A 14,020-nucleotide genomic window follows, 5' to 3' on the forward strand; every position below is an offset into this window, starting at 1 on the left:
GGGTCGATGGCGCGGGCTGATCGCCGGAACGGCGCGGGCCGATCGCCGGTTCGGCGGCGAAGCCACCCGGTCTTCAGCGGTCCGCGGGGCGGGGTGCAGCGTCGATGTGCTGTTGGATCGCCGGGGCGATCATGGCGATGACGTCTTCCGGCGGGGCCGAGGCCAAAGGCTCGAGCCGCACGATGTAGCGGAGCAGGGCGACGCCCATCAGCTGCGAGCCGATCGCGGTCATCCGCAACTCGTCCACACCGAGCGCCGGCCCGAGACGGTCGACGATCACCCGGTGCAAGAACTCCCGCATCATTCGCGCGGCCTGCTCGGACGAGGTCACCGAGCGCAGCAGGGCCAGAAACGGCCGCCGGGTCTCCGTGCCGTCCCACACGCTGATGAACAGACGCAGCAGCCGCTCGCCCGCCTGCTGGCGTGGCCCGTCGGTGACGACGTCGGCGATCGTGTACAGGTTGACCGGCAGGTGCAGGGAATCGGTGAAGACCCGGTCCTTCGAGCCGAAGAAGTGGTGGATCAACGCCGGGTTCACGCCCGCTTCGGCGGCGATGGCGCGGATCGTGGTGCCTTCGTAGCCGCGCTCGGCGAACAGCCGCCGGGCAGCCGCCAAGATGTGGTCCCGTGTCTCGGTCCGTCCCGGCCTCCGGCCCGCGCGCGCCATGCTCGTAGGCTAAACGGCGTGGGTGTAGCTGTGCGGGTCATCCCGTGTCTGGACGTCGACGCCGGCCGGGTGGTCAAGGGCGTCAACTTCGAGAACCTGCGCGACGCGGGCGACCCGGTCGAGCTCGCCGCGCGGTACGACGCCGAAGGCGCGGACGAGCTGACCTTCCTCGACGTCACCGCCTCCTCCGGCAACCGCGAGACCACCTATGACGTCGTCCGGCGCACGGCCGAGCAGGTGTTCATCCCGCTCACCGTCGGGGGCGGCGTGCGTACCTGCGAGGACGTCGACCGGTTGCTGCGGTCCGGTGCCGACAAGGTGTCCGTCAACACCGCCGCGATCGCCCGGCCCGAACTGCTGCGCGAGGCGGCCCGGCGTTTCGGCTCGCAGTGCATCGTGCTGTCGGTCGACGCCCGCCGGGCCGAGGGCACGCCGTCCGGGTTCGAGGTGACCACTCACGGCGGCCGCCGCGGCACGGGCATCGACGCTGTGGAGTGGGCCGCCCGCGGCGAGGAACTCGGGGTGGGGGAGATCCTGCTGAACTCGATGGACGCCGACGGCACGAAGGCGGGCTTCGACCTGGAGCTGATCCGCAAGGTGCGCGCCGCGGTGCGGGTTCCCGTGATCGCCAGCGGCGGCGCAGGCGAGCTGGAGCACTTCCCGCCTGCGGTGCAGGCGGGCGCCGACGCGGTGCTGGCGGCGAGCGTGTTCCACTTCGGGCACCTGTCCATCCCGGACGTGAAGAAGACGCTGCGCGTCGCGGGAATCGAGGTCCGATGAGCGCACTTGATCCCGCCGTGGCCAACCGACTCAAGCGCAATGCCGACGGACTGGTCGCCGCCATCGCGGTGGACGCGACCTCCGGGGCGGTGCTCATGCAGGCGTGGATGAACGACGAGGCGCTGGCGCGCACGCTGAGCACGCGCCGGGCGACCTACTTCTCCCGCAGCCGCGGGCGCCTGTGGGTCAAGGGCGAGGAGTCCGGACACACCCAGCACGTGCGGGAAGTCCGCATCGACTGCGACGGCGACACCGTGCTGTTGCTGGTCGACCAGGTCGGGCCCGCCTGCCACACCGGCACGCCGACATGCTTCGACGGGCCCGATCGCGTGCTGCTGGCCGCCGAGTGAGCCGGGTCAGTCCAGCGGCCCGGTGAGGTAGCGCTGGATGGTCGGGCCGATCGCCGCAGCGACGGTGGGGATGTCCGCTGACGCGAGCGGCTCGAATCCGGTGACGTAGCGGACCATGCCCAAGCCGATGATCTGCGATGCGCACAAGGTCGCGCGCATCTCGACAGCACCGGTGCCCGCCAGTTTGGCGACCCGTCCGAACAGGTAGTGCACGAACAAGTCGCGCATCACGTCGATGGCCTGCTCGTGTGCCGCGACGCTGCGGACCAGGGCGGTGAAGACGCCGCCGCCCGCGCTGTCCCACACCGTCAGAAACCGCGTGACGATACGGTGGCCGAGCTCGTCCACGTCGCCGCTCATCAGCTCGTCGGCGACGGTCTTGGGGTTGAACGGCAGCTGCAGCACGGCCTCGCCGAACAGGCCCTCCTTGCCGCCGAACCAGTGGTTGACCATCGCCGGGTCGACCCCGGCGCGCTTGGCAATGCCGCGCACCGTCGCCCCTGCGTAACCCGATTCGGCGAAGACTTCCCGTGCCGCCTCGATCAGCGCCGCCCTGGTGTCCGCGCCGCCGGGACGGCGGCCCCGTCGCTTGGTCGTTTCTTCGGCCACCCCGCCATCATGACCTGCGGCGACACCCTATTTCCACCGGGGTTGAATTCCGCTGCGCCCACCCCGGCGAGCGCTGGCCGGTGCACGCGGCGACGAGCGCTGACGGCAGAATGGCGTCCGTGGCCAACCACAGCGCAGTCCGCACACCGCTCGGTGCGGTGGGCCTGACCAGAGACGAGTTTCGCGAGCTCGCCAAGACCCGCCGGGTCATCCCGGTGGTGCGGCGGCTGCTCGCCGACGCGGAGACGCCGCTGTCGATCTACCGCAAGCTCGCCGCCAACCGTCCAGGAACGTTCCTGTTCGAATCGGCCGAGAACGGGCAGTCCTGGTCGCGATGGTCGTTCGTCGGGGTGCGCAGCCCCGCGGCGCTGACCGTGCGGGACGGGCAAGCGGTGTGGCAGGGCACGCCGCCGGCCGACCTGCCGACCGAGGGCAACCCGTTGCAGGTGCTGCGCGAAACGCTCGTCGCCCTGCGCACCGACCCGTTGCCCGGCTTGCCGCCGCTGACCGGCGGCATGGTCGGTTACCTGGCCTACGACGCGGTCCGCTGGCTGGAGCGGCTGCCCGAGCTGGCCACCGACGATCTGCGCCTGCCCGAGCTGATCATGCTGCTGGCCACCGATCTGGCCGCCTACGATCACCACGAGGGCACGGTCACGCTCATCGCGAACGCGGTGAACTGGGACAACACGCCCAAGCGGGTGGACGCCGCGTACGACGACTGCGTGCGCAGGCTGGACGAGATGACCCGGCAGCTGGCCACCCACGCCCCGCCGACGGCGGTGCAGTTCCACCGCCCGGAGCCGGAGTTCGTCCGTTGCCGGGACAAGGCGGAGTTCCACAAGGTCGTGCACGAGGTGGTCGAAGCGGTGCACGCCGGTGAGGCGTTCCAGGTGGTGCCTTCGCAGCGGTTCGAGATGCGCACTTCCGCCGATGCCCTCGACGTCTACCGGGTGCTGCGCAACACCAACCCGAGCCCGTACATGTACCTGCTGCGGCTCGACGGCTTCGACATCGTCGGCTCGAGCCCGGAGGCGCTGGTGACGGTGCGCGACGGGCGCGCGACGACGCACCCGATCGCCGGCACCCGCTGGCGGGGCGCCGACGAGGAGGAAGACGCGCTGCTGGCCAAGGACCTGCTGGCCGACGAGAAGGAACGTGCCGAGCACCTGATGCTGGTCGATCTGGCCCGCAACGACCTGGGCCGGGTCTGCCGGCCCGGCACCGTGCATGTCGTGGACTTCTTCAGCGTCGAGAAGTACTCGCACGTCATGCACATCGTGTCGACGGTGACCGGTCTGCTCGCCGAGGGCAAGACCGCGTTCGACGCGGTGGCCGCCTGCTTCCCGGCGGGCACGTTGACCGGGGCGCCGAAGGTGCGCGCGATGGAGCTGATCGAACAGCTCGAACCGACCAGGCGCGGGCTCTACGGCGGGGTGGTCGGGTACCTCGACTTCGCCGGCGACGCGGACACCGCCATCGCCATCCGTACCGCGCTGATGCGCGACGGTGTCGCCTACGTGCAGGCGGGCGCCGGCGTGGTGGCGGACTCGCAGCCGGACTACGAGGACAACGAGACGCTGAACAAGGCGCGGACCGTGCTGTCGGCCGTGGCCGCGGCGGAAACGATGCGAGAACCGTGAAACGCCTGCTGTGGACGGTGATCGTCGCGCTGGTGCTCGGCGCGGCGGCGCTGTGGGGCGCGGGCCGCCTGGTGTGGTCGCAGGAGCAGCAGGAGCTCACGTGGCCGACTCCGCTGGCGTTGCTGGTGCTGGCGTCCATCGGCGCCATGTTCGCCGTGCGCGCGGTGGGCAAGCGTGTCCTGGGCGGCGTCCTCGTGGTCGCAGGCGGGGCGGCGTGCGTGCTGGCAGTGACCGATGTCGAGCTTTTCGGCATGGGCCCGGTGATCGCACTGCTGGGCGGGCTGCTGACCGGCGCGGCGGGTGGCCTGCTCATGGCCCGCGGGCACCGGCTGCCCGGGATGGGGAGCCGCTACGAAACGCCCGCCGCGCAGCGCGCGAAGCAGCAGGAGAGCGGCGGAGGACATGACGAGGGGGACGGCGAGCAGGCCGGCGGACGAACCGGCACCGCCGCCGACGACGGCGACGACTTGTGGACGGCGCTGTCGGAGGGGAAAGACCCGACCGAAGAAGGTTGACGGCGTGCGACGGCGCAGCAACGCCGCATCCGGGGTCGCTGCCGCGTGGCCGACCCCGGACCAGGGAGCGTCCACCCTCGCGGGTAGCATTCTGAGCGCGGGAAGGGAAGGTTCTGGTGATCGTGCTTGCGAGCGACGGACGACAGCTGCTAGTGCGGGTGGCCTGCCGGTGAGCGTGCTCGAGGACATCATCGTCGGCGTGCGTGCCGACCTCGCCGAGCGCGAGGCCGCGCTGCCGCTGGAGGAGCTGAAGAAGCGGGCCGCCAAGGCGCCAGAGCCACGCGACGCGATGGCCGCGCTGAAGGAGCCGGGCATCGGCGTCATCGCCGAGGTGAAGCGGCGCAGTCCGTCGAAGGGGAAGCTGGCCGACATCCCGGACCCGGCGGCGCTGGCCGCCGACTACGCCGCGGCCGGGGCGCGCGCGGTGAGCGTGTTGACCGAGCGGCGGCGGTTCGGAGGGTCGCTGGCCGATCTGGCCGCGGTGCGCGCTGCGGTCGACGTGCCGGTGCTGTGCAAGGACTTCATCGTCAGCCCGTACCAGGTGCACGAGGCCCGGCTGCACGGTGCGGACATCGTGCTGCTCATCGTGGCGGCGCCGGAGCAGAACGCGCTGGTGTCCCTGCTGGACCGGGTCGAGTCGCTGGGCATGACCGCGCTGGTCGAGGTGCACAACGCCGAGGAGTGCGACCGGGCGCTGGAGGCGGGCGCCGAGCTGATCGGCGTCAACGCGCGCAACCTGCACACGCTGGAGGTGGACAGGGAGGTGTTCGCGCGGCTCGCCCCCGGGCTGCCGCCGAACGTGCTCAAGGTCGCCGAGTCCGGTGTGCGCGGCCCGGGCGATCTGATGACGTACGCGGGGCACGGCGCGGACGCCGTGCTGGTCGGCGAGGGCCTGGTCACCAGCGAGGACCCGAAGGCCGCGCTGGTGCAGCTGGTGACCGCGGGCTCCCATCCGGCGTGTCCGAGGCCTGCCCGGTGAGTGCGCCACGCGACCCCGCGGCGGCCGGCGAGCCGGACAAGGACCTGCATGCGCCGGGCAAGCACGATCCCGACGAGCGCGGCCACTTCGGCCCGTACGGCGGGCGGTTCATGCCGGAGGCGCTGGTCGACGCCCTGGACGAACTGACGGAGGCCTATGACAAGGCGCGGGTCGATCCGGATTTCGTCGGCGAGTTCCGGCGCCTGCTGCGCGACTACGCGGGCCGTCCGTCGTTGCTGACCGAAGCCCCGCAGTTCGCCGAGCACTGCGGCGGTGCGCAGGTCTGGCTCAAGCGGGAAGACCTCAACCACACCGGATCGCACAAGATCAACAACGTGCTGGGTCAGGCGCTGCTGACCAAGCGGATGGGCAAGACCAGGGTCATCGCCGAGACCGGCGCCGGACAGCACGGCGTGGCGACGGCGACCGCGTGCGCGCTGCTCGGCCTGGAATGCGTGATCTACATGGGCGAGGTGGACACGCAGCGGCAGGCGCTCAACGTGGCCAGGATGCGGCTGCTCGGCGCGGAGGTCGTCCCGGTCACGACCGGATCCCGCACGCTCAAGGACGCCATCAACGAGGCGTTGCGCGACTGGGTCACCAACGTCGACACCACGCACTACCTGCTGGGCACCGCGGCGGGCCCGCACCCGTTCCCGACCATGGTGCGCAACTTCCACAAGGTGATCGGCGCCGAGGCCCGTGAGCAGATCCTGGAGAAGGCGGGCAGGCTGCCGGACGTGGTCATCGCGTGCGTGGGCGGCGGGTCGAACGCCATCGGCATCTTCCACGGCTTCATCGACGATCCGGGCGTGCGGCTGGTCGGCGTCGAACCGGGCGGACACGGCCTGGACTCCGGCAAGCACGGCGCTACGCTGAGCCAGGGTGTTCCCGGCATGCTGCACGGCGCCTTCTCCTACCTGCTGCAGGACGAGGACGGGCAGACCATCGAGGCGCACTCCATCTCGGCCGGCCTGGACTATCCGGGCGTCGGGCCGGAGCACTCGTGGCTGAAGGACACCGGCCGCGCCGAATACATCACCGCCACCGACGACGAGGCGATGCACGCCTTCCAGCTGCTGTCCCGCACCGAGGGCATCATCCCGGCGCTGGAGTCCGCGCACGCGCTGGCCGGTGCCATCAAACTGGGCAAGGAGCTGGGCGAGGACGGCCTGATCCTGGTGAACCTTTCGGGTCGCGGCGACAAGGACATGGACACCGCCGCCAAGTACTTTGGATATACCTCATGACCGGGTTGGAGTCGGTGTTCGCCCGTGCCAAGGACGAGGGCCGGGCGGCCCTGATCGGGTATCTGCCTGCCGGCTACCCGACGCTGGCCGAGTCGAAGGACCTGCTCGCGGCGATGCTCGACGGCGGGTGCGACGTCGTCGAGGTCGGCGTGCCGTACTCGGACCCGGTGATGGACGGGCCGACCGTGCAGATGGCCTCGGACAAGGCGCTGCGCGCCGGTTTCCGGCTGCGTCACGTGTTCGACGTGGTCGAAGGGATCAGCGCAGCCGGCGGCCACGCGGTCGTGATGACCTACTGGAACCCGGTGCACCGATACGGCGTCGACGCCTTCGCGCGGGACCTGGCGGCGGCGGGCGGCCACGGCATCATCACCCCGGACCTGATTCCGGACGAAGCCGAGGACTGGCTGCGGGCTTCCGACGAGCACGGCCTTCACCGCATCTTCCTGGTGGCCCCTTCGTCGTCGGACCGGCGCCTGAAACTGACCGCCGATGCGTCGTCCGGTTTCATCTACGCCACCGCGGTGATGGGCGTGACCGGCATGCGCGACAAGGTCGGCGCAGGTGCACGGGAGCTGGTCCGCCGCACCCGCGAACACACGTCGTTGCCCATCGGAGTCGGGTTGGGCGTGCGCAACGGGGAGCAGGCCGCGGAGGTGGCCGGCTTCGCCGACGCGGTGATCGTCGGGTCGGCGTTCATCAAGGCCGCGGAGGACGAGGGCGCCCAGGGGGTTCGGCGGCTGGCCGGAGAACTCGCCGCCGGAGTGCGCTCGCCGCGTCCGGCGGGCTCCTGAACCGGCCCTGGTCGCCGGCCCCGGCGGCGGGCTGACTACGGTGTCCGTGTGACCAGCCTGACAGCGTTTTCCATGGCCTTGCCACTGTTCTCCACGGAGATTCCCAGCCCGCCGCGCGGAGTGTGGGAAATCGGCCCGGTCCCGGTCCGCGCCTACGCGCTGTGCATCATCGTCGGCATCATCGTCGCCATCTGGTGGGGCGAGCGGCGCTGGCAGGCGCGCGGCGGCAGCCCCGGTTTCGTCATCGACGTCGCCGTGTGGGCGGTGCCGTTCGGCCTGATCGGCGGCCGGCTCTACCACGTGATCACCGACGCGCACCGGTACTTCGGTGAGGGCCGGAATCCGCTGGACGCGGTCAAGATCTGGGACGGCGGCCTGGGCATCTGGGGTGCCATCGCGCTGGGCGGTGTCGGCGCGTGGATCGCCTGCCGCCGCAGGGGCGTGCCGCTGCCCGCGTTCGCCGACGCGATCGCACCGGGCATCGTGGTGGCGCAGGCCATCGGACGGCTGGGCAACTACTTCAACCAGGAGCTCTACGGCGGGCCGACCGACCTGCCGTGGGGCCTGATCATCTACGAGCGGGTGGACCCGGACAACCCGCTGATCACCGACCGGCTGGGCGGCGTGTCCAACGGCGTCGTCGAGGCCGTGGTGCACCCGACGTTCCTGTACGAGCTGCTGTGGAACCTGGCCGTGGCGGCCGTCGTGGTGTGGGCGGACCGCCGGTTCCGGCTCGGGCACGGCCGCGCGTTCGCGCTCTACGTGGCCGGCTACACGCTGGGCCGCACCTGGATCGAGCTGATGCGCACCGACCCGGCCACCCATGTCTTCGGCGTCCGGATCAACGTCTGGGTCTCGCTGCTGGTGTTCGTCGGCGCGGTCGTCTACATGATCGTGGCGCGCAAGCGCGGTGACCGGGAACCGCCGGAGTTGCTGCGCGGACATGGGCCGGGCGAGGCGGCGGACGCGGAGAAGGAACCGGCCGCGGTCAAGGCCGATCCTGGGAAGGCGGACGGTACCGCGGGGGACGACTCCTCTGGCGGCGCTGCCGGCACAGCAGCCGGGGGTGCCGACGACGCCGGCAAGACCGACGGCGACCAGCCCGAGCAGGGCTGAGCGCCGGATCGCGTCGGCGTCGCCTAGCGTCCGTTGGTGCGCACCGGGATGACCACCTGGCGTCCGGCCACGGTGACGACCTCGACGTCTGCGTCGTAGTGCCTGGCCAACAGCTCCGGGGTCAGCACTTCCTCGGGCGGTCCGGCGGCCACCGTATCGCCGCCGTCCAGCAGCAGCACGCGATCGGCGTACTGGCCGGCAAGTGTCAAGTCGTGCAAGGTCGAGACGACCGTGGTGCCGTCCTCCCGGCGCAGCCGGTCGACCAGGTCCAGCAGCGCCTGGGCGTGGCCGAGGTCGAGGCCGGTGGTCGGTTCGTCCAGCAGCAGGACGTCCGCCTGCTGAGCCAGCGCCCTGGCGAGCACGGCTCGTTGTCGCTCACCGCCGGACAACGTGCCGAGCCGCCGTGCGGCCAGCTTGTCGAGGTCCAGCCTGCGCAGGACGTCGGCCACCACGCGCTGGTCCGCCGAGCGCTCGCGGGCCAGCAGGCCGAGGTGCGGGGTGCGGCCGAGCAGGACGTAGTCGGTGACCGTCAACCCGCCGGGGATCGCCGGCTGCTGTGGGGCGTAGCCGATGATCCGCGCCGCTTCCCTGGCCGGCAGCGTCCGCCGGTCCCGTCCGCGAATCAGCACCTCCCCGCCCAGCCGGGTCAGCCCGAGCATCGCTTTCACCAGCGTGGACTTGCCCGCGCCGTTCGGCCCGATCACGGCCAGCCACTCACCGGCGGACACGGTCAGCGAGACCCCGTCGAGTACCAGCCGGTCCCGGTACCCGGCGCGGACGTTGCGCAGTTCGACGACCGGGCTCACCACAGCTTCTCCGCGTTGCGTCGCAGCACGATGATGAAGAACGGGGCCCCGGCGAACGCGGTGACCACTCCGATGGGCAGTTCCCCCGGCATGGCGGTGCGGGCGATCTGGTCCGCCACGATCAGGAACGAGGCCCCGCCCAGCACCGACAACGGCACGATCACCCGGTAGCTCGCCCCGACGGTCAGCCGGATGAAGTGCGGCACGATGATGCCGACGAAGCCGATCAGGCCGCTGACCGACACCGCGGCCGCGGTGGCCAGCGAGGCCGCGCTGATCAGCAGCAGGCGCAGCCGTCCCGGATTGACGCCCAGCGAGGCCGCTTCCGCGTCCCCCAGCGACAACACGTCGAGCAGGCGCGCGCACACCATCAGCACCACCGCGGCCGCCCCGATGTAGGGGATGACGCTGACGAAGTCGGCCCAGCCGGTGATGGCCAGCCCGCCGAGCATCCAGTTGTAGACCTGCCGGATGGTGTCGGCGTTGAGCTGCTGCACGAACGTCTGCACCGCGGTGAGGAACGCCGACACTGCGACCCCCGCCAGCAGCAACGTGGTGGGGCTGACGCCACCGTAGGAAGTGCTCAGCAGCCAGCTCAACGCGACCCCGCCGACAGCGCCCGCGAACGCCGCCACCGGCAGGGCGGAGGCGGCCCACAGCGTCAGCGCCGGGGCGAACACCACCACGATGGTGGCGGCCATCCCCGCGCCCGCGGCGGCGCCGAGCAGGAACGGGTCGGCCAGCGGGTTGCGGAACACGCCCTGGAACGCCGCCCCGGACATGGCCAGCGCGGCACCGACGGCACCGGCGAGCAGCACCCGGGGCACCCGCAGCTGCCACAGGATCGCCGCCTCCCGCTCGCTCAGCGGCGACGTGCCGCCGACCAGCTGTGCCCAGATCTCGGCGAGCACCCGCTGCCAGCCGAGCTCGGCGGCCCCGATCAGGACCGCCATGAGCATGGTGGCCAGCAGGACGGCGATCCCGCCCGCGAGCGTGCGCGCCCGCAGGCGGGTCACGGGACGGGTCGTCACCCAGCGCCCTCGACTTTCTCCACCGCGTCGGCGATGGTGCGGACCAGGTCGACGATGCGTGGACTCCACCGCGAGGCGATGTCGTCGTCCAGCGCGATGACGTGGCCGTTGCGGACCGCGGTCAGGGTGTCCCAGCCGGGGCGCTTGCGCACCGTCTCCGGGCTCTGCCCGCAGCAGATGGTGTCGGCGAGGAAGATCAGGTCCGGGTCGGCCTCGATGATCTTCTCCGCGGACAGCTGCGGGTAGCCGCCGTGCGCGGACGGGTCGTCGCCGTCGGCGATGTTGCGCAGCCCGAACAGCGCGTACACCTGGCCGATGAACGTCTCCGACGTCACCGTGTAGTAGGTCTGGTCCAGCTCGTGGTAGTAGGTCAGCGGGTCGGCGGGCTTCGGCGCGTCCGCGACGATCTTCTCGATCTCCCGCTTGGTGCGGTCGGCCAGGTCTTTGCCCTCGTCCGGGTGCCCGGTGACCTTGCCGACCAGCTCGAACTGCGCGTAGGCGTCGTCGAGCGTCTTGGCGGCGGGCAGGATCAGCGTCTTGGTGCCGATCTTGTCCAGCGTGGCCGACAAGTTGTCCACGTCGTTGTCGATCACCACCAGATCCGGCGCGTAGTCGCTGATCTTGTCCGGGCTCGGGGTCAGCCCGGACAGTTTGGTGCGCGGAGCGTCCTTCGGATAGTTCGACTGGTCGTCGACGGCGACCACCTGGTCACCTGCGCCGACCGCGTAGAGCATTTCGGTCGCGGTGGGGGACAGCGACACGATGCGCTCGGGCTTGCTCTCCAGGGTGAGTTTGCCGCCGTCCGGTGTGGTGACGGTCAGCGGGAAGCCGCTGTCGGCGGCGGATGCCGAGCGGGAATCCCCTTCCCGGTCGGCACATCCGGCGATTGTCAGTGCGAGAACGGATACGGCCGCGGCGACGCGGCGCATCGACCAACGATGTGACCTCATTCGAGTGACCCTCGTGCTCGGCCGGCCGAGCTGCGGAGTCCTGCTTCGCAGGTGGCACCGCACCCCTGCGCCGGGGGTGGGACTTGCCCCGAGATGGACAGGCGACCTGGCTTACGGCGGCTTGGCAGGAACCGCCGATCACAGTTGCGGCACAGCGCCGGACTCGCACCGGACTTCGCTGAACCATCCCGGTGGCCGCGGATGCGGCCGATTCCGGACATTACCAGCGCGCGAGGCGATTTCGGGTGGGCCGGGCCGTGAGGTCTCGGTAACATCCCGGCGCCTGGGGCGGGGTGTGTGCCGCGCGCCGCACCCCGGTGTCGTCCGAGGTGGCTGGCCGGATCGCCGGTTCTCCCTGCCGATACGATGGGTCCGTGAACTGGACTGTCGACGTCTCGATGGAGAATCTCCCGTCGCTGCCTCCGCTGCCGCCCGAGCTGCGCGAGAAGCTGGACGAGGCGCTGGCCAAGCCCGCCGCGCAGCAGCCGGAGTGGCCGGACCACGAGGCGGTGGTCCGGGTACGGACGGTGCTGGAGTCGGCGCCGCCGATCGCCGTCCCTGCCGAGATCGACCGGCTGCGCAGGCGCCTGGCCGCGGTGGCCCGTGGTGAGGCGTTTCTGCTGCAGGGCGGGGACTGCGCCGAGACGTTCGAGTCCAACACCGAGCCGCACATCAGGGCGAACCTGCGCACGCTGCTGCAGATGGCGGTCGTGCTGACCTACGGGGCCAGCCTGCCGGTGGTGAAGGTGGGACGGATCGCGGGCCAGTACGCCAAGCCGCGTTCCAACCCCACCGACTCGCTCGGGTTGCCGGTCTACCGCGGTGACATCGTCAACTCGCTGACCCCGGACGCCAAGCTGCGGGTGCCCGACCCGGGCAGGATGATCCGCGCCTACGCCAATTCGGCGGCGGCGATGAACCTGGTCCGTGCGCTCACCGCCGCGGGCATGGCGGACCTGGCCCAGGTACACAACTGGAACAAGGACTTCGTGCGCACCTCGCCCGCGGGGGAGCGCTACGAGGCGCTGGCCGACGAGATCGACCGTGGCCTGCGGTTCATGGCGGCCTGCGGGGTGCAGGACACGTCGCTGCACTCGACCGAGATCTTCGCCAGTCACGAGGCGCTGCTGCTGGACTACGAACGGGCGATGCTGCGGCTCGACCGGCCGGGCGACCCCGACGCCAAGCTGTACAACCTGTCGGCGCACTTCCTGTGGATCGGCGAGCGCACCCGCCAGCTGGACGGCGCGCACATCGCGTTCGCCGAGATCATGGCCAACCCGATCGGGGTGAAGATCGGCCCGACGACCACGCCCGAGCAGGCGGTCGAGTACGTCGAGCGGCTCGACCCGTACAACGAACCGGGCAGGCTGACGCTGATCTCGCGTATGGGCAACAACAAGGTGCGCGACGTGCTCCCGCCCATCGTGGAGAAGGTGGAGGCGTCCGGGCACAAGGTCGTCTGGCAGTGCGACCCGATGCACGGCAACACCCACGAGTCGTCCAACGGCTACAAGACGCGGCACTTCGACCGGATCGTGGACGAGGTCCAGGGCTTCTTCGAGGTGCACCGCGCGCTGGGCAGCTACCCCGGCGGCATCCACGTGGAGCTGACCGGCGAGAACGTGACCGAGTGCCTGGGCGGTGCGCAGGACATCTCCGACCTGGACCTGTCCGACCGCTACGAGACGGCGTGCGACCCGCGGCTGAACACCCAGCAGTCGCTGGAGCTGGCCTTCCTCGTCGCGGAGATGCTGCGCAACTGACGTCGGCGGATCGCCGGGCACGTACCCACGACGGACACGCGGAAACGGCGTGGGTGACCGCACATGCGGTGCGCGCCCACGCCGCTTTCCACGCCGTTTTCCGTGCGGGCCGGAGCCGTCAGTGGCTGGGCCAGCCGGGCTGTCCGGTCTGCTGCGGCGGCATCGTGTGCGGGTTCACCTGTGGTGTGCCGTGCGGGACCGTCTTCGGGTCCGGGTCGTGCCAGTCCCGGTTCGGCCCCGGCTCCGCGCCGGTGCGCTGCTCCACCGGTGTGCCTTCCGTGGTCTCGGCTGCGTCGGCGTGCTGCCGCACTGGTGTGGCCCCGGGCGCGTCGTAGTCGTCCGGCAGCACCTTGCGCGCCTTGGCGTGTTGTTCGGCGGCCGCTCTGCGCTCGGCATCCGCCCGTGCTGCTTCGTGTTCGGACATCGCGAGGTCTTGCTCGGCACGTTGCCGCATCGCGTCCGCGTCGGCCTGCTGACGCAGCGCCTTGGCCCGCAGTTCGGCGGCGTCCGCGTCCTTGCGGCGCGCCTCGACCGCGCGTTGCTCGGCTTCGCGCTGTTGCTGCACGGCTTCCTCGTGCCGCTGGTGTGTCCGGCGTTCCCGGGAACGCCGGGCGAGCATTGCCAGCACCGCGGCGAGGGCCAGCACGACCAGCACCGCCACGATGATCCAAACGACGGTTGATGTGTCCATCACGGCCTCCTTGTCACGGAGGCATACCCGCACCGGCGGCGCCGGAAACTCGCCGGATTCACCGCCGTACCAG

At 71.0% G+C, this 14,020-nt stretch carries 15 protein-coding genes and 1 riboswitch; of the genes, 9 read left to right on the forward strand and 6 right to left on the reverse strand.

Going from position 1 to position 14,020, the window contains the following annotated elements; translation table 11 throughout:
- Window positions 1–73 precede the first annotated feature (73 nt).
- On the reverse strand, window positions 74–667 hold the full coding sequence (locus YWY_RS0114030; RefSeq protein WP_028848118.1) for a TetR/AcrR family transcriptional regulator: 594 nt from the start codon (window positions 665–667) through the stop codon (window positions 74–76).
- A gap of 18 nt (window positions 668–685) precedes the next feature.
- On the opposite strand from YWY_RS0114030, the gene hisF reads away from it, so the two are divergent.
- Window positions 686–1,447, forward strand: coding sequence for an imidazole glycerol phosphate synthase subunit HisF (hisF, locus tag YWY_RS0114035; RefSeq protein ID WP_028848119.1), 762 nt, complete (start codon window positions 686–688; stop codon window positions 1,445–1,447).
- Window positions 1,444–1,797, forward strand: a complete 354-nt coding sequence (gene hisI, locus YWY_RS0114040) for a phosphoribosyl-AMP cyclohydrolase (RefSeq protein WP_028848120.1) — start codon at window positions 1,444–1,446, stop codon at window positions 1,795–1,797. The genes hisF and hisI overlap by 4 nt, the downstream gene beginning before the upstream one ends.
- 6 nt (window positions 1,798–1,803) lie before the next feature.
- Here hisI and YWY_RS0114045 read toward each other — a convergent pair whose 3' ends face one another.
- On the reverse strand, window positions 1,804–2,406 hold the full coding sequence (locus tag YWY_RS0114045) for a TetR/AcrR family transcriptional regulator (RefSeq protein WP_028848121.1): 603 nt from the start codon (window positions 2,404–2,406) through the stop codon (window positions 1,804–1,806).
- A gap of 110 nt (window positions 2,407–2,516) precedes the next feature.
- Between YWY_RS0114045 and YWY_RS22070 the strand changes: the two genes are divergently transcribed.
- From YWY_RS22070 to lgt, 6 genes are all read left to right on the forward strand, one after another.
- Window positions 2,517–4,049 carry an anthranilate synthase component I gene (locus YWY_RS22070; RefSeq protein WP_156899237.1) on the forward strand — a complete coding sequence of 511 codons (1,533 nt, stop codon included), beginning with the start codon at window positions 2,517–2,519 and terminating at the stop codon, window positions 4,047–4,049.
- Window positions 4,046–4,564, forward strand: a complete 519-nt coding sequence (locus tag YWY_RS23335) for a Trp biosynthesis-associated membrane protein (protein ID WP_028848122.1) — start codon at window positions 4,046–4,048, stop codon at window positions 4,562–4,564. Before YWY_RS22070 ends, YWY_RS23335 begins: the two co-directional genes overlap by 4 nt.
- A 169-nt stretch (window positions 4,565–4,733) precedes the next feature.
- The gene (trpC, locus tag YWY_RS0114060; protein ID WP_028848123.1) at window positions 4,734–5,543 is read left to right on the forward strand and encodes an indole-3-glycerol phosphate synthase TrpC; all 810 of its coding nucleotides are present in this window, start codon (window positions 4,734–4,736) and stop codon (window positions 5,541–5,543) included.
- Window positions 5,544–5,587: 44 nt separating this feature from the next.
- A complete protein-coding gene (trpB, locus tag YWY_RS0114065) occupies window positions 5,588–6,793 on the forward strand; it encodes a tryptophan synthase subunit beta (protein ID WP_028848124.1) in 1,206 nt (401 codons plus the stop codon).
- Complete coding sequence (trpA, locus tag YWY_RS0114070; protein WP_028848125.1) at window positions 6,790–7,587, forward strand: tryptophan synthase subunit alpha; 798 nt, start codon at window positions 6,790–6,792, stop codon at window positions 7,585–7,587. Before trpB ends, trpA begins: the two co-directional genes overlap by 4 nt.
- Window positions 7,588–7,659: 72 nt before the next feature.
- Window positions 7,660–8,703 (forward strand): prolipoprotein diacylglyceryl transferase, encoded by a 1,044-nt coding sequence (gene lgt, locus YWY_RS22080; RefSeq protein ID WP_038045354.1) that lies wholly within the window; start codon window positions 7,660–7,662, stop codon window positions 8,701–8,703.
- Window positions 8,704–8,726: 23 nt separating this feature from the next.
- On the opposite strand, the gene YWY_RS0114080 is transcribed toward lgt, so the two are convergent.
- The 3 genes from YWY_RS0114080 to YWY_RS0114090 form a co-directional block, all read right to left on the reverse strand.
- Window positions 8,727–9,509, reverse strand: a complete 783-nt coding sequence (locus tag YWY_RS0114080; protein ID WP_038045356.1) for an ABC transporter ATP-binding protein — start codon at window positions 9,507–9,509, stop codon at window positions 8,727–8,729.
- Window positions 9,506–10,468, reverse strand: a complete 963-nt coding sequence (locus tag YWY_RS0114085; RefSeq protein ID WP_084609290.1) for a FecCD family ABC transporter permease — start codon at window positions 10,466–10,468, stop codon at window positions 9,506–9,508. The genes YWY_RS0114080 and YWY_RS0114085 overlap by 4 nt, the downstream gene beginning before the upstream one ends.
- Before the next feature lie 68 nt (window positions 10,469–10,536).
- Window positions 10,537–11,469 (reverse strand): ABC transporter substrate-binding protein, encoded by a 933-nt coding sequence (locus YWY_RS0114090; protein WP_028848128.1) that lies wholly within the window; start codon window positions 11,467–11,469, stop codon window positions 10,537–10,539.
- A gap of 100 nt (window positions 11,470–11,569) precedes the next feature.
- A riboswitch (cobalamin riboswitch) is annotated at window positions 11,570–11,717 on the reverse strand.
- Window positions 11,718–11,888: 171 nt separating this feature from the next.
- Here YWY_RS0114090 and YWY_RS0114095 point away from each other — a divergent pair.
- A complete protein-coding gene (locus YWY_RS0114095) occupies window positions 11,889–13,256 on the forward strand; it encodes a class II 3-deoxy-7-phosphoheptulonate synthase (RefSeq protein WP_051310227.1) in 1,368 nt (455 codons plus the stop codon).
- Window positions 13,257–13,374: 118 nt separating this feature from the next.
- On the opposite strand, the gene YWY_RS0114100 is transcribed toward YWY_RS0114095, so the two are convergent.
- Window positions 13,375–13,947: a hypothetical protein gene (locus YWY_RS0114100; protein ID WP_156899239.1), complete on the reverse strand. Its 573-nt coding sequence runs from the start codon at window positions 13,945–13,947 to the stop codon at window positions 13,375–13,377.
- Window positions 13,948–14,020 lie beyond the last annotated feature (73 nt).

This window comes from Thermocrispum agreste DSM 44070 (genome assembly GCF_000427905.1).
GTDB lineage: Bacteria > Actinomycetota > Actinomycetes > Mycobacteriales > Pseudonocardiaceae > Thermocrispum > Thermocrispum agreste.